The following is a 21,801-nucleotide window of genomic DNA, read 5'->3' on the forward strand; positions in this document are numbered from 1 at the left end:
AGCGCGGCCGGGCGGGCGGGTGCCGTGGCGCGCAGCGACACGCAAGCGCTCGCAACTGCCGCATCACACCCGTTCAATGATTCGCTCCCCGAACAGCCCCTGCGGCCGGAACACCAGAAAAATCAGCGCAAGCACATAGGCGAACCAGTTCTCGGTCGCGCCGCCCAGATAGGGCGCCCCGATCAGGAACTCGAACAGCTTCTCACCAACCCCGATAATCAACCCGCCGACGATCGCGCCGGGGATCGAGGTGAAGCCGCCCAGCATCAGGACAGGCAGCGCCTTCAGGGCGATCAGCGACAGCGAGAACTGCACCCCTGATTTGGCCCCCCACATGATCCCGGCCACAAGCGCCACGAACCCTGCAATCGACCAGACGAGAATCCAGATGTAGTTGAGCGAGATGCCAACGGACAAAGCCGCCTGATGGTCGTCCGCCACAGCCCGTAAGGCGCGCCCCTGCTTGGTATACTGGGAAAAGGCGACGAGTGCCGCGACCAGAACGATGGCGACAATGGCCGCCACGATATCCAGCTTATCGATGAAGAAGCCGAAGAAATCGTCCGATCCAAGCCCAGCCGTCATATCCTCGATCCAGAACGATCCACCCTGCGGAATCCCGACGTCGAGCGTCTTGATCTCGGATCCCCACATCAGGTCGCCGACCCCTTCCAGGAAATACGCCAGCCCAATCGTCGCCATGAACAGAATGATCGGCTCCTGCCCGACGAGATGCCGGAAGATGAAGCGCTGCACGGCGATCGCGAACAGCACCATGACACCAACGGTCAGAAGGATCGCCAGAAGCGCCGGAACCTCCCACCCGAAATAGTGCAGATCGGTCCCGAATATCGCATTGATGAGATGCGCGAACGGGATCTGCCCATTCATGATCCCGACAAGCGTCAAGGCCGCGAAGAGGGCCATTACACCTTGGGCATAGTTGAATATGCCGGACGCCTTGTAGATCAGCACGAATCCCAGCGCGACCAGCGCATAGAGAACGCCAGCCATCAGCCCGTTCAGAACGACCTCGATGCCGTAATAGAACTGATCCATCAGCGCGCCCTCCTTACTTGTTCAGGCCGTGCAGGGATCTTCGTCGGAGTGTTGATCATCCGAGATCCCTTTCGCTAACGCGGTAGGTAGTGAACTCCTGGCCCACGAAATGAGTGACCCGCAGCTCGATCAACGTGCCCGCGCTGCTGACGCCCCCGAAATACCGGGTGAGCAACGCCTCCCGATCCTGACGACGGCCCGGCAGGAGCGGCGCATCTTCCGCAGCGAAAAGCGTGCTGAGAAACAGGTCCATCTCCTCCGGCGTCTGAGATCGCATATTGAGCCCACACGCCGCATCCCTCACGGGCAGGACAAAGGTGTTCCTGTCGGAAAATCCGCGATAGGCCTGACCGCCTTGCCCCAGCAGGTGCTGACGCTCGGCAGGGCCGCGTAGGCGGGACAAACCGTTCTTGCGCGGCGCGTCTCCCTCTATCAACGCCATCACACAGCGGTCCATCAGCATGCGGGATGCTTCGGCGCGGGCAACATCTTGCGCCGCGGCGGCGCCAGAACTTGCAACCGAAAACGCCAATGCGGACGCAACGGCCCAGCCGCGGTGATAGAGCTGTCGAATGACCGCCCCGGGCCTAATCATGGGCCACCCCGAGATAGGCATCGATGACATCGGGATTGTTGCGCACCTCGTCGGGCGTCCCGTCCCCGATCTTGCGCCCGTAATCCATGACGACGACGCGGTCCGACAAATCCATAACCACGCCCATATCGTGCTCGATCAGGGCGATCGTCGTGCCGAACTCATCATTCACGTCGAGGATGAAGCGGCTCATATCCTCTTTCTCTTCGACGTTCATGCCCGCCATTGGTTCGTCGAGCAGAAGAAGCTCTGGTCCCGCCGCCAACGCACGAGCCAGTTCGACCCGTTTCTTAAGCCCATAAGGCAACCGCCCCACCGGCGTCTTGCGGATCGACTGGATCTCCAAGAAGTCGATGATTTTCTCGACGGCCTCGCGGTTCTCGACCTCTTCCCGCTCCGCCCGGCCTTTCCAAAGCGCCTGCGACCAAAGGCCAGCCTTCATGTGCCTCAACCGCCCGGTCATGACGTTGTCCAGCACGCTCATCCCATTAAACAAAGCGATGTTCTGGAACGTCCGTGCCACGCCCTGTCGTGCGACCTGATAGGGCTTCATCGGCGGGCGCTTCTCGCCGCGGAACCAGACCTCTCCCTCCTGGGGATTGTAGAAGCCGGAAATCACGTTCAGCATCGACGACTTACCTGCGCCGTTGGGCCCGATAATCGCCCGTATCTCTCCCTGACGGATGTCGAAGGAGATATCCTTAATCGCCTCCACCCCGCCGAAGCGCAGGGTGATGTTGCGCATCTCCATCATGACGCCGCCGATGGTGCGCCCGTCAGGAGTGACGTAAGGTTCGACGCTGTCCTTCATGGCGCAGCGCCCGCGGGATGGTGGGCGGGGCGATCCGCGCAGCGGGAGCGTCCGACCATCATTCCGCGGCCTCCAGCACCTTTGTCTTCACCGGAACGACTGCGGCATCGCGGATTTCCAGCGTCGCCTTGATCTTCCCCTTGCGCCCGTCCTCGTAAGTCACTTCCGTCTCGGTGTAGATCTCATCCTTCCCGCCGTAGAGCGCGTCGATCAGGTCAGCGAATTTCTCACCAATGATTTTCCGACGGACTTTCCGGGTCCGCGTCAACTCTCCATCATCCGCGTCGAGCTCCTTATGCAGGACGAGGAACCGATGCACCTGGCAGCCAGACAGCATCTCGTCCTCGGCGACTGACCGGTTCACCTCTTCTACATGTCCCTGGATGATCTCCAGCACCTTGGGATGCTGCGACAATTCCTGATAGCTCGCATAGGCGATATTGTTCCGCTCAGCCCAATTCCCGACGGCCGTCAGGTCGATATTGATGAAGGCGCAGCACATGTCGCGCCCTGCCCCGAACACCACCGCCTCAAGGATATTGGGGAAGAATTTCAGCTTGTTCTCCATGTATTTCGGCGCAAAGAGCGATCCGCCCGCCATCTTCCCCACATCCTTCGCGCGGTCGATGATCCGCAGATGGCCGCTTTCCTCCTCGATGAACCCGGCATCGCCCGTCGCGACCCAGCCCTCGGGATCCTTCGTATCCGCCGTGCTGTCAGGGTTCTTGAAATACTCCACAAAGACGCCGGGCGAACGGTAGAAGACCTCCCCATTCTCGTCGATACGAAGCTCGACGCCCGGAGACGGAACGCCGACCGTATCCGACCGCACTTCCCCGTCCGGCTGCTGGGTAATGAAGACCGACGCCTCAGTCTGCCCGTAGAGCTGTTTCAGGTTGATTCCCAGCGCGCGGTAGAAATCAAAAATCTCCGGCCCGATCGCCTCTCCCGCAGTATAGCCCACGCGGATCCGGCTGAGCCCGAGCGTGTTCTTGAGCGGCCCATAAACCAGCAGATTGCCCAAGCTGTAGAGCAACCGGTCCCCGGTGCCGACCTTCCGCCCGTCCAGAATGGCAGGCCCCACCCGGCGGGCGACCTTCATGAAATAGTCGAACATCCTTCGCTTGAGACGCCCCGCATCCTCCATCCGGATCATGACAGTCGTCAGCTGCGTCTCAAAAATCCGCGGCGGCGCGAAGTAGTATGTCGGCCCGATCTCCCGCAGATCGGTCATCATCGTACTCTCGCTCTCCGGGCAGTTCACGCAGAAGCCGGTCCAATAGGCCTGCCCGATTGAGAAGATGAAATCCCCGACCCAGGCCATCGGCAGATAGGCCAGGATCTCGTCTCCCGGCTTTAGATGGTCAAACTCCGAGGAAGCCTTCGATGTCTCGATAATGTTGCGGTTTGACAGAACGACACCTTTCGGCCGCCCCGTCGTGCCCGAGGTATAGAGCATGACGCAGGTGTCATCGTAGGCGAGCGCCTCGCGTCGCTGCCTCAACTGAGTACGGGCGGCGTCATCCGCAGCCCGCCCGGATTTCTGGACGTCAACGTAAGATGAGAGATGTGTGTGATCGTATTTTCGCAAGCCCCGCGGGTCGAGGTAAATGATCTTCTCCAGACCATGCTCTTCGTTCTGAACGTCGATGATCTTATCGACTTGCTCTTGATCGCCGCAAATGACGTAGGTCGCCCCGCAATGGTCGAGCGCGTAGGCGACCTCTTCCGCAGCCGCGTCCTGATAAAGCGGGACAGGAACAGCCCCGTTCATCTGAACAGCAACCATGGCCCAGTAGAGATACGGGCGGTTTCGCCCAAGGATTGCGACGTAGTCGCCAGGCGCCACGCCAAGTTCGGCAAGCCCCAAAGCGAACGCTTCGATCTCGTCCGCGGCCTCTGCCCAGGTCCAGGATTGCCAGATCCCGAACTCTTTCTCCCTGTAGGCGGCCTTGCTGCCATGCTGGGCGACATTCCGGGCCAACAGCCCAGGAATAGACACCGGATGCCCGTCAGGCGCTTTCGCGTCGTTCACCAGAGATGTCCTCCCCGTCAGTCTTGATGCCGACGATTCCGGGATCCCCTCCCGGTTCTCATAACTTTGAAGAAACGGAACGTCCGGTCAACGAGTTTTTTGAACAAGCGTTCAATTTATTGCGGCAAGCAGGCCTGCAGCGTAAATTCCTTACTCTGCAGCGACCTTTCGGGACGCTTCCACACGGACAGCCGAAAACTTGAACTCCGGGATCTTGCCGTACGGGTCGAGCGCGGGGTTGGTCAGCAAGTTCGCTGCAGCCTCGACATAGGCGAACGGCAGAAACACCGTGTCTTCCGCCACGGCCCGGTCGGCGCGCGCCATAACGTCCACCGTTCCGCGCCGGGTCGAAAGCCGCACCATCTCGCCAGCGGCAACACCGAGCCGGTGAAGCGTCCGTGGATGAAGCGCGCAATTCGCCTCCGGCTCCAACGCATCCAGCGCCGAAGATCGCCGGGTCATCGCGCCGGTATGCCAGTGCTCAAGCTGCCGCCCGGTGATGAGGACCATCGGATACTCCGCATCCGGCACCTCGTCCGGCGGCAAGATCGAGGCCGGTGTGAACCGCGCCCGCCCCTCGGGCCGTGGGAACGCGTCAGAGAAAACGATCGCTGCGCCAGGATCCTCCGGGCCGCTTGACGGATAGGTTACGGCCTCGCCCTCAAGCCGCTCCCAGGTGATGTTATCGAGGCTGGCCATGCCTTTCTTCATCTCGGTAAAAACCTCGCGCGGGTGCTCATAAGACCACCCCAGGCCCAGCCGTCGAGCAATCTGGGTCGTGATCCACCAATCCTCGCGCGCCTCTCCGGGGGCTGGAACTGCGGGCCGCCCCATCTGCACCTGCCGGTTGGTATTTGTCACAGTCCCAGTCTTCTCGGGCCACGCGGCCGCGGGCAGGATCACATCGGCGAACATCGCCGTCTCGGTCAGGAAGATGTCCTGCACAACCAGATGGTCGAGCTTGCCCAGCGCGTCCCGCGCGTGATCCACATCCGGATCGCTCATCGCCGGGTTCTCGCCCAGGATGTACATCGCCCGGATATCGCTCGCATGAATCGCGTCCATGATCTCGACGACTGTCAGCCCCTTCTCGGCGCCGATCCCGCCGGTCCCCCAGATCTCCTCGAAGGCCGAGCGGACGCCGTCGTCTGTCACACTCCGGTAATCCGGCAGGAACATCGGGATCAGCCCGGCGTCAGAGGCACCCTGCACGTTGTTCTGCCCCCGCAGCGGATGCAGCCCGGTTCCCGGCCGCCCCACATGCCCGCACATCAGCGCCAGCGAGATCAGGCAGCGCGAGTTGTCCGTCCCGTGGACATGCTGGCTGACGCCCATGCCCCAGAAGATCATGCCAGCCTTGGCGCCTGCCCAGACACGCGCCACGTCGCGGAGCATCTCCGCCGGGATCCCGCAATGCTCCGCCATCTTCTCCGGCGGGAAATCCTCGAGATGCGCCTTCATCGCGTCCCAATTCTCAGTCATCGCGGCGATGTACTGCCGGTCGTAGAGCTCTTCATCAACGATCACGTGCATGATCGCGTTCAGCATCGCGACATCGCCGCCTGGCTTGAACTGAAGCATGTGCGAGGCGTGGCGCTTGAGCCCTTGGGCCCGCGGGTCCATGACGATCAGCTGCCCACCGCGCTTGGCGAACTGCTTGAAATAGGTCGCAGCAACCGGATGGTTCTCGGTCGGGTTGGCGCCGATGACCATGGCGACGTCGGCATTTTCGATCTCGTTGAACGTCGCGGTGACGGCGCCCGAGCCGATGTTCTCAAGCAGAGCCGCGACCGAGGAGGCATGGCAAAGCCGCGTGCAGTGATCGACATTGTTGTGCCCGAAGCCCTGCCGGATCAGCTTCTGGAAGAGATAAGCCTCTTCGTTCGAACACTTGGCTGATCCAAAGCCCGCCGCCTCGCGCCCACGGCCCTTCAGGCCATTGGCCGCGGCGTCCAAAGCCTCATCCCAACTGGCCTCCCGGAAATGCGTAGACCAGTCACCAGGATCGACATTCATCCCCTTTGGCGCACCCCCTTTCCGGATCAGCGGTACCGTCAGGCGATGCGGATGGTGGATGTAGTCGAAGCCGAACCGCCCCTTGACGCAAAGCCGGTTCTCGTTCGCAGGCCCCTCCGCGCCTTCGACCCAAGCGATCTTGTCGTCCTTGACCTTGAAGGTCAGCTGGCATCCCACACCGCAATAGGGGCAGACGGAGTCCACTTCCCGATCCACATCCGCGCTGTCCGGGATCGCACCGCGAGGCATCAGGGCGCCCGTTGGGCAGGCCGAGACGCACTCCCCACAGGCAACGCAAGTGCTCGCCCCCATGGGATCATCCTGATCGAAAACCGGAAAGGCCTGATGCCCCCGCCCGGCCATCCCGATCACGTCGTTGACTTGAACCTCCCGGCACGCCCGCACGCAAAGGCCGCACTGGATGCACGCATCGAGGTTGACCGCCATCGCAACGTGGCTGTCATCCAGCAGCGGCACCGCCTCCGGTTCCATTGCCGGAAACCGGCTTTCTTCCACGCCCTGCGCCACAGCCATATCGTGCAGGTGCGACGACCGGTCATGCGCTTCCCGCGGCTGATCAGCCGCGAGCAGTTCCATCACCATCCGACGCGCCGCGACCTCCCGCGCGCCATCAGTCGTGACGACCATCCCCTCGCTTGGCGTCCGGATGCAGGAGGCGACCAGAACCCGCTCCCCTTCAACGCCAACCATGCAGGCCCGGCAATTGCCGTCGGGGCGGTACCCCGGCGCATCGCGATGGCAGAGATGCGGGATCAGCGTCCCCTTCCGCTTGGCGACCTGCCAGATCGTCTCGCCCGGCGCGGCCTCGGCGGGCTGGCCATCAAGCGTGAAGCGGATTGTGTCGGCCATCATCTCTCCTGCGGCAGAACTCAGAGCGACCAGATCACCCTTGGCGGCATTCTGAAACCGCCCCCGCGACGCGCCATCGACAAAACGCGGCACAGCTTCCCTTATCGTGCCGCAAGGCATAGGCCGGGGAAAGCCCGAACGACAGGAGCGCGACAATGACCCACTTCTGGCTTCGCGCCGAACAGCGCGCCAACGAAGAGCGCACGCCGCTGATGCCGGAGGGTGCGGCGAAGCTCTTGGCTGCCGGACATTCCGTGATTGTGGAGCGGAGCCCTCACCGGATCGTCCCCGATTCCGACTACGGCGCAGCGGGGTGTACGATTGCCCCTCAAGATAGTTGGCCGGAAGCGCCCGTCGATGCGGTCATTCTCGGCCTGAAGGAGCTTGACCCGCACGGCCCAGACCTGCGCCATCGTCACATCATGTTCGGCCACGCCTATAAAGGTCAGCCAGACGGGCCGCAGCTGCTCGCCCGGTTCAAGCGCGGCGGCGGCACGCTGTTGGATCTCGAATACCTCACCGACGACCATGGCCGCCGTCTGGCCGCATTCGGCTATTGGGCAGGTTATGTCGGTGCTGCGGTCTCGCTCATCGCCTGGACAGCCCAACAAACCGGCAAACCGATGTCGTCGCTTTCGACCTGGGACGGCGCGAACCCACTGCTTGCGGACCTTCAGACACGGATGATCGATCTTGGCGGCACACGTCCCACCGCCATTGTCATCGGCGCAAAGGGCCGGGTGGGCACTGGCGCGCGCGATCTCTGCACCGCCCTCGGCGTCGCCGTGACCGCTTGGGATATGGAAGAGACTGCAACAGGCGGGCCGTTCCCGGAAATACTCGCCCACGATATCTTCTTGAACTGCGTACTGGCTGGCCCGAATACGCCAGTTTTCGTCAGTCAATCGGCGCTGACCGCGCAGCGCCGCCTCAGCGTGATCGGCGATATCGCTTGCGATCCGGGAAGTGACTACAATCCTGTCCCGCTCTACGACCGCGCCACGAACTGGAAAAATCCGACAATCCGTGTCCACGATGCCCCTCCGCTCGACATCATGGCTGTCGACAACCTTCCGTCCCTGCTCCCGCGAGACTCATCCGAGGACTTCGCTGAGCAACTCCTGCCGCTGCTTCTGGATTTCGAAACACATCCTGCCTGGCCCCACGCGGCAACGCTCTACGAAGAGCACGCCACTAAGGCCGGATAATCTCGTCTTCCTCGGCCCCTGCCGAGATCCCGAGCGCGTCCAGCCCGTTTTCCAGGTGATCCGCCAGATGCGGCGTGCCTTTCAGGTAATCGACCGTCGGCGTGCTTGCTTCCTGCACCGCCATTTTCTTGGCTTCTTCCAACTCGTCCGCGTCATAACTTTCCCGCCCGATCCACATGACAGCGACAAGGCTGGCTTGTTCTTCTTCCGTCAGCCCACCGACGAAGGCATTGAACTCGGGCTCGGCCCGATCAAGCTCTCGGGCCAGGATGATGACCTCGGCGATCTTGTCGACGGTGATGTCCAGCTCAGGGTCCAAAGCGGTGCCTCCTTCAATGCTCGAAACGCATTCTACCACGAAAGAAACACCGGCGCTTGATCCAGAGCAAACTCAGTCGCGCGGCGGGAACATGCGGTAGTAGAGCCAGTCTGGCAGAAACTGACCACCCCGGAAAAGAAGCGAGAAGAGAAACGGGAAGCTCTTCTTGAACGCTTCCTCATCGCCCATAAATTCGAACATCTCGCGGGCAGCCTCTTCCGGCTCCATGATGAAGGGCATGGAGAAATCGTTCTGCTCGGTCAGGCGCGTCTTGATGAAGCCCGGATTGGCGACCTGCACTTGGATATCCGTGTTGCGCAGGTCCGCATACATCGACTCAGCCAAAGCCATGAGACCGGCCTTCGAGGCAGAGTAGCCGATCGCGCCCGGAAGCCCTCGAAAGCCCGACAACGACCCGGTCAGAACGATGTGCCCCGTGCCGCGGTTCATCATCGGATGGATCACCGCGCCAACGCAGCGCGACGCGCCGAGATAGTTCACCTCGGCCATCAGCTCTGCCTTTTCGTTGTCCCATTCCCCCGCCTTCATCGGCCAGTAAGCGCCGGCGAGGTAGACCATCCCGTCGAGATCACCGATCCGGCCCGCGACCTCTTCCACCTGCGCGCGATCGCTCACGTCGACCACTTCGTAGGATGCCTTCCCCGGCAGTTCCTCGACCAGTTCCTTCAGGCGATCCTCGGACCGGGCAGAGACGATCACCTCCGTCCCCGCGCGGCTCAGACAAAAGGCAAGCTCCCGACCTAACCCCTCACTCGCGCCGATCAACCAATACCGCTTGCCTTGCCAGTTCCGCACCGAGACATCCCTTCATCTTCAGGCGGCCTCCTGCCGGGGCCGCATCGTCGCGACCAACTCGGCCACCTTGATTCCAAACTTCCTGAACTGGCTGCGATTCATGATCGTGCCGTTCTCCGTCAGATACATCCAGTCGGTTGTATCAAGCACGTGACCCCCCGCATCCTCATCAAGCTTGATGCGGTAGTTGAGAAGAACGGCACACCCTTTCTGCATCCCGGTTCCGGTTCCGACCACATCCGGTGCGGTGGCCTTGATCGCCCCGTCGTTGCCGAGCGTCAGGGTCCACTCGCGTTCCTGACGAGACCCAGAATCATAACGGAAGCTCTCGGTCATGGTTCCGACATTGCCCTGCCAGCTTGCGTCGAAATCGGCGACGAAGCGCGAGGTGACGCGCCCGAACGGTCCGTAGATCACGCCCTCGCACTGGATCGGCCCATTCAGACGCTCGCGGATGTCGAAATAGGGCTCGTTGCCCGCATAGTCTTCAGGCGTCTGCGCCCAGAACGACGCATAGCGCCCCTTGGCAAAAACAGCGGCGATCATCAGGGCGATCCCGATCAGAACGGCAGCCAGCATCATGTCTCGACCTCCTCAAAGCTCATAAGCGCAAGCAACGCGATTGCCACGAACTTCAGGGCAATCGGCACCGCCGCATACAGCACGGTCAACATAACCAATGCACTCTGAGGGTTATTCGCGCCGGTCTGGAAACCGGACCATTCTAGAAGGGGTAAAAGTGTCGCAGCCGCGAAAGCGAGTGTGAATTTAGACACAAGTGACCACAGCCCGAAGCCCTGTCCGCCATTGGGAGAAATCTTTGCCATTCGTTTGGCGAACATTGCGGGCAACAGAACCAGGTCGGCGCCGATGGTCGCGCCGGAAATCACACAGATGACGGCGAAGAGCGGCGCATCACCCGCGCCGAGAAAGAGCGTCGCCGTAAACGACACGGCCGCAATCATCATTGCCGACAGCAACACGCGCTTTTCGCCGTAGCGCCGGGCCAGGGCGCTCCATCCCGGTGCGGAAGCGGCGGCGGCAAAGAAGAAGATCACCAGAAGCGGTCCTTCCCAGCCGGGTGCCTGCAGCCTGCTTTCGACATAGAAGAGGAAGACCGTGGAGGCGACGGCAAGCGGTGTCGCGTTGACTAGCGCAAGGAGCAGCAGGCGCTTTGCGATCGGGTCGCGCAGGATCTCACTGATCGGGCTTGCGTTAACCGATGGGGGTGGACGCCATTCGGGCCACATGCTGACGGCAGCCAATCCGACGACGGCCGCGAAGGAAAACGCGAAGACCGAATAGGGCGCGCCAACCGCTCCGGTCAGCAGCGTCGGCGCGACCGCGGCGGCGCAGACGCCCAGAAGCGCGCCCGTTTCCCGCCATGCTGCAAGCCGGATGTGGCCGTTCTGACCGGGGCCCGCCTTGGCGACGCCCTGGGCATAGAAGCTGATATTGAGGAAGCTGAATGCGGAAAAGAGCCCTGTAATCGTCAGTCCGAACCACCAGACCGGCGGGATGGGCGGCGCGATTGCAAAAAGGCCGACCATGGACGCGGCGAGGATCGTCGCCCCAAGCGTCAGCACCAAAGCGCGCCCTCGCTGCAGACGTTCGCTGATCCAGCCGAGGAAGGGATCCTGCACCACGTCCAGCAGGCGCAGGCCAAACAGGACCGCCCCGAGAAGCGTCAGGCTCACGCCATAGGTGTCGGCATAGTAGCGCGGCGCGTAGATATAAATCGGCAAAGCGGCGCCCGAGAGGATCGCCGCAAAGAGCGTATAGGCCGGAAGCCGCTCCGCCAAAGCTGCTCTCACCTTGAGATCTCCTCCAGCGGCGGCTCCGGCCTGGGCCGGTAGCGCGCGCCTTTCCACCAAAGCTTGAGCGCTTGCCAATGGATGAGTGCCAGAACCCGCCGGGACCCAAACGGCCGCCGCAGACAGGCGGCCAGGATCGAGCGGTTCGTCAGAGGCCGCCTGTCACCCGTGAGGGTCGCAACGACACCATCGTCCCCCCGCCGATGTTCGATCAGAATATCGACATGGTGGTCAGAGATATCGAATCGAAACCGATACCTTCCCGCGATCTTCTGGAAGGGCGAGACGTGGAAAACTTTCTGCGCCTCCAGCGTATCGCGCGGGCCAATCTGCGCGAGATCGTCGCGGTGGCACAGATAGGAATGCCGGTCCCCGAATGTATTGGTCACTTCGGCGATCACCGTCTTCAGCGCCCCGTCCTCGTCGCGGCAGAGCCAGAAGCTCACCGGATTGAAGACATGGCCGAGGATACGTGGCTGTGCCAGCAGCTCGATCCGCACGGGCGCTGGCAGGCCGTTCTCCGCCAACACCTCCCGAACCCACTGCGCGCCTCGGCCCGCGCCCGGTGCTCCGCCATGATCGCGATCTCTCAGGACGGCAAGCCCCCGGCCATTGCGTGCGAAAAGCGACGGCCCGCCGTCGCTGCCCTCCGCATCCAAAAGCACATAGTCGATGGAATAGCGAAACGCGTTTCGGACGGCGCCGCGTCGCCCGTGAAACGTTTCTCCCGCGATGTGGTCGATACTCACTCTGCTGCGACCGCTGCCGCCTCCCGCGCGCGAATCGCTTCCACGACGTCGATCGCGCTCGACAGGCCGTCCTCGTGAAATCCGTTCTTCATCCACGCCCCGCAGAACCACGTCCGCTTCTCTCCATTCCGTTCGGCAATGCGCCCCTGCGCCGCTAGCGCGGGAAGATCGTAGACCGGATGCCGCAGGATCGTTTCGTCATGGGTCAATTCCTCGCGGATCGGCTGTTGCGAATTGAGCGTCACGAAGAAATCCCGCTCCTTCGGCAAAGGCTGCAACGAGTTCATCCAGTAGGTCAGATCGATCGATTCGTCCGATCGCGATGTTTCGACATAGGTCCAGGAGGACCAGACCTTCTTGAGGCCGGGCATCACGGACGCATCGGAATGAAGCACCACATGATTGGGCTGATAACGGATATCGCCGAGCGAGGCCTGCTCATGTTCCGACGGATCCTCGATCATCCGCAGCGCATCGTCGGAATGGACCGCGAAGACGACATCGTCGAACTGCTCCCACTCAGCGCCCTGCGCCTTGACCAGAACGCCACCGGTCTCGCGCTTCACCGCCTGCACCGGCGCCGCGATCCGAAGGTCGACGCCTTGCCGGGTCAATTCGGTCTCGAGCCGGCGCACATATTCGACCGACCCGCCTTTCACGGTATACCACTGATGCTGCCCGGACGTGGCGAGCAGAGCGTGGTTCTCCATGAACCGCAGCATCGCGTGGGCCGGGAAATCAAGGATCTTGTCCAGCGGTGTCGACCAGATCGCCCCCGTGAGCGGCAGAAGATACCGGTCGCGGAAGTAATCGCCCGTCCGCAGCTTCTGCAGAAGGTTTCGGATCGTCAGTTCCGCATCCGCCGAGGCTGCCAGCGCATTCCGGTTAAAACGAAGGATATCGCGGATCATCCGCCAGAACCGCGGATCAAACGCGTTCTTCTTCTGCGCGAAGACCGCCCCAACGTCTTTCAGGCCGAATTGAAGACGCCCGCCCTCGAACGATGCACCAAAGCTCATATCGCTCTCGGCAATCGGCACGCCGAAATGGTCGAACAGCGCCGCGAGATGCGGATAGTTCGGATAGTTGAACACGATGAAACCGGTATCGACGGCAGTTTCGTCCACCACCTTGGTGCGGGCATGTCCGCCCAGGCGCTGCCGCCCCTCGAACAGGACAACCTCCCTGTCGGCGCCCAGAAAATGGGCGGCGCCCATTCCCGAAATGCCGCCCCCGATCACAGCCACGCGGCCTCGTTTCGTCATATGTCTCAATCCGTTCGTCGCATTCCTTGTCCCTTCAGGGACATAGAGGAGGCGCTCGTCTCGAAAAGACCGAATATTTCTGATCCGCTTCGGGCGGCTCCCCGTAGCTCTCACATGCTTGTTGTCAGTCAGCCGCGTCCTAAAGGTGATGCAGAGGGTTTGCCTCCGGCTTATGCTGGGCTGCGACCGATCAGAGAACCGACTGGCCCAAAGCGGATGACGACCGAGCAGAACGAGCGCCTCATCTGGGTCGCGCATGTTACGCGCATTCGAGACCACAAAGACGAGGCGGCCTTTGCAGAGCTGTTTGCGCATTTCGCCCCCCGGGTGAAGGCGTTTTTGATGAAGTCGGGGGCCGATGCCGGCCTCGCCGAGGATGTGGCGCAGGATGTGATGGTAACGTTGTGGAAGAAGGCACATCTGTTCGATCCAGGCCGGGCGAGCGTTTCCACCTGGATCTTCACGGTCGCCCGAAACCGCAGGATCGATGCGCTCCGCCGCGAAAAGCGTCCTGAACCCGAAGACCTTGGCTGGGGGCCGGAGGCGGAGCCGGATCAGGAAGACATCGTGACGTTCCAGCAGGAATCCGACGCGCTGGCAGGAGCTATCGCCGCCCTGCCCGCCAAGCAGAGAGACCTGATCGAGCGGGCCTATTACGGCGACCTCAGCCATTCCGAAATCGCCGCCGAGACGGGGCTCCCCCTCGGCACAATCAAATCCAGAATCCGCTTGGCGCTTGACCGCCTGCGCCATGCAATGAAGTGAAAAAGACGATGAGCAGCATCAAACATCACCTGAACGACGCCCTTTTGATGGGCTATTCCGCGGGCACCCTTCCCGAAGCCTTCAACGTGGTCATCGCAACCCACGTTTCGCTCTGCGACGAATGCCGGGCACGGCTTGAAGCGTTCGACGCTCTGGGCGGGACGCTTCTCGACGATGTCGATGAAGCGCCGATGGATGAAAGGTCCTTCGCGTCTTGCATGACCCGGATCGCCAATGCCGACCGGGTGCCGGTACCGGCCGCTCCGGTCACCGATCTTCCCGCTCCGCTCGCCGCCTATGTGGGTGGCTGCCTGGATGCCGTTAGCTGGCGGCGGATCGGCGGCGGTGTCTCGCAAGCCATTCTAAAGACATCGAAATCCGCAACCGTCCGGATGCTGCGGATCCCCGGTGGTGTCGAAATGCCCGATCACGGACACCGGGGCACGGAACTCACCCTTGTGCTGCGCGGCGCCTTCCGGGATGAGCAGGATCGCTTCGGTCCGGGCGATATCGAGATCGCGAACGAGGATCACGTCCACCACCCGGTTGCGGAACCGGGAGAGGATTGTATCTGCCTCGCCGCCTCGGATGCGCCGCTGCGGTTCAACACGCTCCTGCCGCGGATCGCCCAACCCTTCTTCCGGATCTAGGCGATCACCCCGTCGGGGCCATCTCATCAAGCCGCGGCGGATCTGTCGGACCATCCCAGGCGATCGGGATGCCTCTCACGCCGTCTTTCACGATGAACCCGTGGCCGCCGGGGGACAGATAATAAACCTCGTCGGACCGGATCCCCCGAATAACGAGGTAATCCCGGGTCTGAGAGACCCGAAGCGCCCGCCCGTCGATATCGTTCAGGCAGATATACTGACCACGGCACGGCACCAGCGTCACCGTCTCCATGAACCCGTTCCCCCTCGGCGCGATGATATAGACCGCCCCATCGGCGAACGGCCGTTCACCCAGTTCGTAGGGGGCATAGACTGCCCGCCCGGCAGAATCGGTCTGGGCACAGGCGGCGGCGAGACAGCAGGTCAGGGCGGCAAGGGCGGGGCGCAGCATCATCGTCTCTCCTGAGCAAACTCGCGGGCAAGCTAGAGGGCGCCGTCCCGCCTGACAACCTCGAAGTGAACCGAACGGTTCATCCCCGCCACATTCCCTACCCCAACGTGACCCCCTCGAACGCCCATTCACGGCCCGGCAACGCGAATCGGCAGGCAAATTGGGTTAATTCGCGGAGAGTCAGAGGAAATCGGCGTGTCGGCATCCGGTCGGCATGTCGTCAGCATCCCGTCGGACATCGGAGCAGCGAAAGGCGCAGTAACGGAGCGTTCTGCTGCAGTGCAGCGCAACGCCGGAAACAATTCTGCCCGATCCCCGAATTGTCCTCATCTTGCCAGCAAATACCTCAGGGGGATGAAAGGGGGGCCGCGCCCCCCTTTCGCCTGCGTGGCGAACGCAAAGGTATCATGTGCGCGCATCGCGCGCTCCGGCAGATCAGCGCCGCCTCAGCGCGGAACGCTGGCGAGCGGTACCGGCTGGGGGTCTTCGCCCAATTCCTCGAACTCGAAACTGTCCAGCCTGTCGGCCCGCTTGCCCGCGCGGGAGGCCGCTGTCGCGATGCCAGACGCATCCTCCCCCGCCTGGCGCAGGTGAGTCTCCAGCTTGCCCGCCTTCTCGCCGATGATCTCCACATCCCGGTGGAGCTGCCGCAAAGCCTTGCGGATCGCGCCCGCCTGTTCGCGCATCCGGGCATCTTTCAGGATCGCCCGCATCGTGTTGAGCGTCGCCATGCAGGTAGTGGGGGACACGATCCAGACCCGCGCCGCAAAACCTTCGCGCACGATTTCGGGCAGCCGGGCGTGCAGCTCGGCATAGACCGCCTCGGACGGCAGGAACATCAGCGCCCCATCCGCCGTCTCACCATCGATCAGGTATTTCTCCGAGATCGCCTTGATGTGGACGCGCACCGCCTGGGCAAAGACCTTGAGCGCGCGGGCCTGATCCTCTTTCCCCTCTGCCGCCACCAACCGCTCGTAATCCTCGAGCGGGAACTTCGCATCGATCACGATGGGGCCCGGCGGGTTCGGCAGGTGGATCAGGCAGTCCGGGCGGCTGCCGTTCGAGAGCGTCGGTTGAAGCGCGTAAGCGTCAGCGGGCAGCGCCTTTGAGACGATGTCGTTCAGCTGGATCTCTCCGAACGCGCCGCGGGTCTGCTTGTTCGACAGGATGTCCTGCAGCGACAGGACGTCGCCCGACAGCTTCTCGATATTGCCCTGGGCCTTGTCGATGACGGCCAAACGCTCCTGCAGCTGGGTCAGGCTTTCGGCGGTCTTGGTCGATGAGCCATGCAGCACCTCTTTCATCCGCTCCTGCATGTCCGACAGCGCCCGGGCCTGCTTCATCGCATTGGCGTGCAGTTGGTCGTTCATCTGCGCCTGCACCGCCGCCAGCCGCTCCTCCATCGTCTGCACGACGCGAAGCTGGGAGGCCGCCTGGGTTTCGCCCACTGCCTGCAGGCTGCCCGCCAGCGTGTGCTGCCCTTGACCCAGCGCCTGCACGTCCTGGTTCAGGCGACCCACCTGCCGCATCATATCGGTCGCCGCTTCCGCCGTGCGGCCAGCCCGGCGGACGGCGGCGATCAGCAGGCCGAGGACCAGCAGAACCACCGCGCAAGCGGCGAGCGTAGCGAGGACCGCCGGGTCGTCAAAGGCGTAGGTCTGGCCCGCAATCTCGATCATGACCGCCCGAAGAGCCGTTCGATATCGGCGAGTTTGAGCTCCACATAGGTGGGCCGCCCGTGGTTGCATTGGCCGGAGAGCGGCGTCGCCTCCATCTCGCGCAGCAGCGCGTTCATCTCTTCCGCGCGCATCCGGCGGCCGGAGCGGACGGAACCGTGGCAGGCCATGCGGCTGAGGACGGCATCGATGCGCGCTTCGACCAGTTGGCTGCCGCCGGTATCGGCGATCTCGTCGAGGATGTCGCGCAGAAGGGGGGCGGCGGTGACCTCCCCCAGGATGGCCGGTGTGGCGCGGACGGCAACGGCGCCGCCGCCGAAGGGTTCGATGGTCAGGCCAAGCGCGGAGAGGTCGTCTGCCAGCGCGAGCAGCGTTGCGGCGTCGCCTTCGGGCAGGTCGACGATTTCGGGGATCAGGAGCTGCTGGGCGGCGATGCCGTTTTCCGCCCGCTGGCGCTTGAGGCGTTCATAGACGAGCCGTTCATGGGCGGCGTGCTGGTCGACGATGACCATGCCGTCCGCCGTCTGGGCGATGATGTAGTTTTCATGCACCTGCCCCCGTGCGGCGCCGAGGGGGTTTTCTTCGAGGGGCCCCTCATCGGTCCCTTGCGGGGCCTCTTCGGTGGGGCGGGCGAAGACGGCCGCGGTTTCGGCAAAGCCGGGTTGCGGGGCGGGACGGGGCGCAGGCCTATCCATCTGGTAGATGCGGGCGGGGGTGGGCTCCGGGGTCGCCGCGCCGAGGAGGCCGGTGCCGGTCGTGGTCGCGCTTCGGTGCCCTTCGCTTGCGAGCGCATGGCGCAGGGCGGAGACGATCAGGCCACGGACGAGGCCGGGGTCGCGGAACCGCACCTCGGCCTTGGCCGGGTGGACGTTGACGTCGACCAGGTGCGGGTCGCAGCTGACGAAGAGCGCCGCGGCCGGGTGCCGGTCGCGCGGCAGGACGTCGGAATAGGCGGCACGCAAGGCGCCGAGCAGCATTCGATCCTTCACCGGGCGGCCATTGACGAAGAGGAACTGCGCCACTGCCGCCCCGCGGGAGAAGGTGGGCAGCGCGGCGTAGCCGGTCAGCGTGACCCCCTCGCGGGTCGCCTCGATCGGGATCGCGTTCTCGATGAAGGCGGGGCCGAGGATCGTGCGCAGGCGCGCGGCGAGACTGTCCCAGAGATCGCCGGTCTGCGCGTCGGCGCGCAGGATCGTCCGGGCACCGCCGCCCGAGACGTCGCGCAGGGTGAAGCCGGTCGCGGGTTCGGCCATGGCGATGCGGCGCATGACGTCGCCGATCGCCTGCGCCTCGGCCCGGTCGGAGCGCAGGAACTTGAGCCGGGCGGGGGTGGCGTGGAAGAGATCGCGCAGCTCGACCACCGTGCCGGGGCCGAGCGCGGTGGGAGTGACGGGGCCGGGCCGGCTTTGCTCGACCGTGATGGCGTGCGCGTCCTCGCCCGCCGGGCGGCTGGTGATGCGCAGGCGGCCGACGGCGCCGAGCGACGGCAGCGCCTCGCCCCGGAAGCCGAAGGTGTGGATGTCGAGCAGGTCGTCGCCGGGCAGCTTGGAGGTGGCATGTCGGGAGAGGGCGAGCGGCAGGTCGGCCGCATTCATGCCGCAGCCGTCATCGGTCACGCGGATCAGGGACTTGCCGCCATCCGCATAGGCCACATCGATTCGCGCGGCCCCGGCATCCACGGCGTTTTCCACAAGCTCTTTCACAGCCGAAGCGGGTCTCTCCACGACCTCTCCGGCAGCGATTCGGTTGATCGCGGCGCTGTCGAGTTGCCGGATGACGGGTCGAAATGCGCTTATCTTGGGGTCAGCGAGGGCCATGCCACTAGAGGTAGCATGGCTTAGAACGATTCGGGAACGGGAAAATGGCTAAGGGAGAGTGCAGGATTTCCTTGGGAGGGAATCGTTTTCCAACGGATCCACAGGGGCCGGTTTTGGTCCGGCAGGCTGCCCAACGAAAGGACCTTGGAGAGGTGCAATCGGACAGGAAGAGGCCCCGGCGCGGGGTGGCCGGGGCGCGATCCGCGACGGGCCGCCTCAGTTCGTCGTCTCGACCTCTTCCGGCTGGCCGACCACGGTGAAGTGGAGCGCGTCGGGATCGAGGAGTTCGCCCGCGACCCGGTTGATGTCCTGCAGCGTGACCGCCATCACCTGATCGTTGCGGGTGTTGACGTAGTCGATTGGCAGGCCCTGCATCTGCATGCCCACGAGGATGCTCGCGATCGGACCGTTGCCGTCGAAGCGCAGGGGATAGGCGCCGGTCAGGTAGGTCTTGGCGGTCTGCAGTTCGTCGGGCGTCACGCCTTCTTCGGCCATGCGGCGCCATTCGTCGCGGATCACTTCGATCGTTTCTGCCACACGGTCGTTCGAGGTGGCCACCGAGCCGAGATAGAGCGCGGCGTGGTCCTTGGGGACGAGATAGCTGTAGATGCCGTAGGTCAGGCCGCGGTTCACGCGAACCTCCTGCATCAGGCGGGTTTCGAAATTGGTGCCGCCGAGGATGGTGTTGAGGATGAAGGCGGCGAAGAAATCGTCGTCGTCACGCTCCATCCCTTCGTGGCCGAAGATGATGCTGGATTGCGGCGTGTCGAAGGGCACGACCGTCACCCCGCCTTCGATGCCGACCGGCACAGGCTCGGGCATCGGCGCACCGGCCTCCGGCAGGTCGCCCAGGAGGTCGTCGATCAGCGCACCCAGCTCTTCGGGCGTGATGTCGCCGACGGCGGAGACATAGACCCGGTCGCGGGCCAGCACGTTACTGTGTGCGGCGATAAGATCGTCGCGGGTGAGCGTCGCCACGCTTTCCAGCGTGCCACTTTCGTTGGTGCCGTAGGGATGATCGCCGAAGGCTTCGAACGCGAAGGTTTCCTGCGCGATGTCGTCGGGATCCTTATCCTCGGCGCGCAGACCCGCGATCACCTGAGCCCGCACCCGTTCGATTGCGTCCTCATCGAAGCGCGGCTCGGTCAGGGCGAGCTTGAGGAGCGCGATCGCGTCGTCCCGGTTCTCTGTCAGGAAGCGCGCCCCGATCGAGACGGCGTCGTCATAGGCGTCGAACTCGAAGCTGGCGGCGAGGGATTCGCGGGTCGCCTGGAATTCCTGCGCGGTGAGGTCGCCCGCGCCTTCCTCGATCAGGCCGGTCATCAGGTTGATCGCGCCGCGCTTGCCCTCTTCATCCAGCGAGGTACCGCCGCGGAAGCGCAGTTCGAGCGCGGTGAAGGGGATCGAGTCTTCTTCGACCAGCCAGGCGGTGATGCCGCCGGGGGAGGTAATTTCCTGAATATCGACCTCGGCCCGGAGGGGACCGGCCGCGAGGACGAGAAGGACGGAGAGGATGCGGATCACTGGATCACCTCCTGATCGGTTTCGGGCGCACGAAGCCAGCCGGTGACGGAGGCTTCGGGACGGAAGAGGGCGCTGGCCGCTGCGATGACATCGTCTTCGGTGACGGCCTGCAGGATATCGGGCCAGGCCTGCACATCCTCGACCGTCAGGCCCGAGGTCAGGGCCGCACCATAACGGCGGGCGGCGGACTGGACACTGTCGCGTTCATAGATCTGGCCCGCGCGCAGCTGCATCTTGATCCGCTCGAGCTGTTCGGAATTGACCCCGTCCTCGAGGAATTCGGCGAGCGCTTCGTCAAGCTTCGCCTCGGCCTCGTCCAGGGCCACCCCTTCGGAAGGGACGACGACCATGCCGAAGGTGCTGTCGTCGAGCGAGACGCCGCTGTAATAGGCCGTCGTGTAGACCGCGATCTGCTCCTCGAACTGCAGCTTGTCGTTCAGGACGGAGGTGAAGTTGGACCCACCGAGCAGTTCGGCGAGGACAGTGAGCGCCGCGGCCGCCTCCTGATCGCCGGGGTCGCGTTCGGGGGCGAGGTAGGTGCGGGCGAGATAGGGTTGGGCGACGCGCGGATCCTCGAAGATCACGCGGCGTTCGGCGCGCTGGGGCGGCTCTTCGGGGCGGAAGCGTTCGGGGATGTCGGGATTGGCGGGGATCACGCCGTAGTAGGTTTCGGCCAGGCGCTGAACCTCGGCCGGGTCGACGTCGCCCGCGACGATCAGGACGGCATTGTTGGGCGCATAGAACGTGTCGTAGAAGGTCTGCGCATCGTCCATGTCGAGCGCTTCCATCTCGTGCCGCCAGCCGATCACCGGCAGGCCGTAGCGATGGTTGAGGTATTGCGCCGCGCGCAGCTGCTCCTGAAAGAGGGCGCCGGGAGAGGTTTCGGTGCGTTGATTGCGTTCCTCGAGGATGACGTCGCGTTCGGTCGCGATGTCGTCCTCGACCAGGAGCAGGTTCTCCATCCGGTCGGCTTCCATCGACATCACGAGCTCAAGCCGGTCGGCGGCGATGCGCTGGAAATAGGCTGTGTAATCGTAGCTGGTGAAGGCGTTGTCGGAGCCGCCATTGGCGGCGACGGTCGCGGAGAGTTCACCGGGGCCGAGGTTCTCGGTCTGCTTGAAGAGCAGGTGTTCGAGGAAGTGGGCGACGCCGGAGGAGCCGGGCGGTTCGTCGGCGGAACCGGAGCGGTACCAGACCATGTGGACGACGGCGGGCGCCCGGTGGTCTTCGATGACGACGGCCTCCATCCCGTTGTCGAGGGTGAAGGCGGTGACGAGGTCTTCGGCCTGGGCCAAAGCGGGCAGTGTCGTCAGCAGGGCAGCGAACAGGCGCAGCATGGCATCTCCTGATATCTCGGTGATGCTGCAATAGGTGTGATATCCGCGCCCGGGGTCAAGCGG

19 protein-coding genes are annotated in these 21,801 nt (G+C 63.5%); 3 read left to right on the forward strand and 16 right to left on the reverse strand.

The window, feature by feature from the left end; all coding sequences use genetic code 11:
* Window positions 1-63 precede the first annotated feature (63 nt).
* The 5 genes from AADZ90_RS02080 to fdhF all read right to left on the reverse strand — a co-directional run bounded on the left by AADZ90_RS02080 (window position 64) and on the right by fdhF (window position 7,386).
* Window positions 64-1,059, reverse strand: a complete 996-nt coding sequence (locus AADZ90_RS02080) for a branched-chain amino acid ABC transporter permease (protein ID WP_367309420.1) — start codon at window positions 1,057-1,059, stop codon at window positions 64-66.
* Between the two features lie 55 nt (window positions 1,060-1,114).
* Complete coding sequence (locus tag AADZ90_RS02085; RefSeq protein WP_367309419.1) at window positions 1,115-1,654, reverse strand: hypothetical protein; 540 nt, start codon at window positions 1,652-1,654, stop codon at window positions 1,115-1,117.
* Window positions 1,647-2,465, reverse strand: a complete 819-nt coding sequence (locus tag AADZ90_RS02090; RefSeq protein WP_367309418.1) for an ABC transporter ATP-binding protein — start codon at window positions 2,463-2,465, stop codon at window positions 1,647-1,649. The genes AADZ90_RS02085 and AADZ90_RS02090 overlap by 8 nt, the downstream gene beginning before the upstream one ends.
* Before the next feature lie 58 nt (window positions 2,466-2,523).
* A complete protein-coding gene (locus tag AADZ90_RS02095; protein ID WP_367309417.1) occupies window positions 2,524-4,500 on the reverse strand; it encodes an AMP-binding protein in 1,977 nt (658 codons plus the stop codon).
* Window positions 4,501-4,650: 150 nt separating this feature from the next.
* The gene (gene fdhF / locus AADZ90_RS02100; RefSeq protein WP_367309575.1) at window positions 4,651-7,386 is read right to left on the reverse strand and encodes a formate dehydrogenase subunit alpha; all 2,736 of its coding nucleotides are present in this window, start codon (window positions 7,384-7,386) and stop codon (window positions 4,651-4,653) included.
* Between the two features lie 155 nt (window positions 7,387-7,541).
* Here fdhF and AADZ90_RS02105 point away from each other — a divergent pair, with 155 nt between their 5' ends.
* Window positions 7,542-8,594 carry a saccharopine dehydrogenase gene (locus tag AADZ90_RS02105; protein ID WP_367309416.1) on the forward strand — a complete coding sequence of 351 codons (1,053 nt, stop codon included), beginning with the start codon at window positions 7,542-7,544 and terminating at the stop codon, window positions 8,592-8,594.
* Here AADZ90_RS02105 and AADZ90_RS02110 read toward each other — a convergent pair.
* The 6 genes from AADZ90_RS02110 to AADZ90_RS02135 form a co-directional block, all read right to left on the reverse strand.
* Window positions 8,581-8,913, reverse strand: coding sequence for a DUF3775 domain-containing protein (locus tag AADZ90_RS02110; RefSeq protein ID WP_367309415.1), 333 nt, complete (start codon window positions 8,911-8,913; stop codon window positions 8,581-8,583). The genes AADZ90_RS02105 and AADZ90_RS02110 overlap by 14 nt on opposite strands.
* 72 nt (window positions 8,914-8,985) lie before the next feature.
* A complete protein-coding gene (locus tag AADZ90_RS02115) occupies window positions 8,986-9,729 on the reverse strand; it encodes an SDR family NAD(P)-dependent oxidoreductase (RefSeq protein ID WP_367309414.1) in 744 nt (247 codons plus the stop codon).
* 18 nt (window positions 9,730-9,747) lie between these two features.
* On the reverse strand, window positions 9,748-10,308 hold the full coding sequence (locus tag AADZ90_RS02120) for a DUF3833 domain-containing protein (RefSeq protein WP_367309574.1): 561 nt from the start codon (window positions 10,306-10,308) through the stop codon (window positions 9,748-9,750).
* A complete protein-coding gene (locus AADZ90_RS02125; protein WP_367309413.1) occupies window positions 10,308-11,543 on the reverse strand; it encodes an MFS transporter in 1,236 nt (411 codons plus the stop codon). The genes AADZ90_RS02120 and AADZ90_RS02125 overlap by 1 nt, the downstream gene beginning before the upstream one ends.
* Window positions 11,540-12,292 (reverse strand): DUF1365 domain-containing protein, encoded by a 753-nt coding sequence (locus AADZ90_RS02130; RefSeq protein ID WP_367309412.1) that lies wholly within the window; start codon window positions 12,290-12,292, stop codon window positions 11,540-11,542. Before AADZ90_RS02130 ends, AADZ90_RS02125 begins: the two co-directional genes overlap by 4 nt.
* Window positions 12,289-13,557 (reverse strand): NAD(P)/FAD-dependent oxidoreductase, encoded by a 1,269-nt coding sequence (locus AADZ90_RS02135; RefSeq protein WP_367309411.1) that lies wholly within the window; start codon window positions 13,555-13,557, stop codon window positions 12,289-12,291. The genes AADZ90_RS02130 and AADZ90_RS02135 overlap by 4 nt, the downstream gene beginning before the upstream one ends.
* A 216-nt stretch (window positions 13,558-13,773) precedes the next feature.
* Between AADZ90_RS02135 and AADZ90_RS02140 the strand changes: the two genes are divergently transcribed.
* Window positions 13,774-14,322 (forward strand): sigma-70 family RNA polymerase sigma factor, encoded by a 549-nt coding sequence (locus tag AADZ90_RS02140; RefSeq protein ID WP_367309410.1) that lies wholly within the window; start codon window positions 13,774-13,776, stop codon window positions 14,320-14,322.
* An 8-nt stretch (window positions 14,323-14,330) separates the two neighbouring features.
* On the forward strand, window positions 14,331-14,972 hold the full coding sequence (locus AADZ90_RS02145; protein ID WP_367309409.1) for a ChrR family anti-sigma-E factor: 642 nt from the start codon (window positions 14,331-14,333) through the stop codon (window positions 14,970-14,972).
* Between the two features lie 4 nt (window positions 14,973-14,976).
* Here the strand turns inward: AADZ90_RS02145 and AADZ90_RS02150 are convergent, their stop codons facing one another.
* The 5 genes from AADZ90_RS02150 to AADZ90_RS02170 form a co-directional block, all read right to left on the reverse strand.
* Window positions 14,977-15,387 carry a hypothetical protein gene (locus AADZ90_RS02150; protein WP_367309408.1) on the reverse strand — a complete coding sequence of 137 codons (411 nt, stop codon included), beginning with the start codon at window positions 15,385-15,387 and terminating at the stop codon, window positions 14,977-14,979.
* A 443-nt stretch (window positions 15,388-15,830) separates the two neighbouring features.
* The gene (locus tag AADZ90_RS02155) at window positions 15,831-17,063 is read right to left on the reverse strand and encodes a DNA recombination protein RmuC (protein ID WP_367309407.1); all 1,233 of its coding nucleotides are present in this window, start codon (window positions 17,061-17,063) and stop codon (window positions 15,831-15,833) included.
* Complete coding sequence (mutL, locus tag AADZ90_RS02160) at window positions 17,060-18,877, reverse strand: DNA mismatch repair endonuclease MutL (RefSeq protein WP_367309406.1); 1,818 nt, start codon at window positions 18,875-18,877, stop codon at window positions 17,060-17,062. The genes AADZ90_RS02155 and mutL overlap by 4 nt, the downstream gene beginning before the upstream one ends.
* Before the next feature lie 216 nt (window positions 18,878-19,093).
* Entirely contained in the window at window positions 19,094-20,401 is a 1,308-nt protein-coding gene (locus tag AADZ90_RS02165) for a M16 family metallopeptidase (RefSeq protein ID WP_367309405.1), read from the reverse strand.
* Window positions 20,398-21,738: a M16 family metallopeptidase gene (locus AADZ90_RS02170; RefSeq protein ID WP_367309404.1), complete on the reverse strand. Its 1,341-nt coding sequence runs from the start codon at window positions 21,736-21,738 to the stop codon at window positions 20,398-20,400. The genes AADZ90_RS02165 and AADZ90_RS02170 overlap by 4 nt, the downstream gene beginning before the upstream one ends.
* Window positions 21,739-21,801: the final 63 nt, after the last annotated feature.

The organism is Aestuariibius violaceus, from assembly GCF_040779325.2.
In the GTDB taxonomy this organism is placed as follows: Bacteria; Pseudomonadota; Alphaproteobacteria; order Rhodobacterales; family Rhodobacteraceae; genus Aestuariibius; species Aestuariibius violaceus.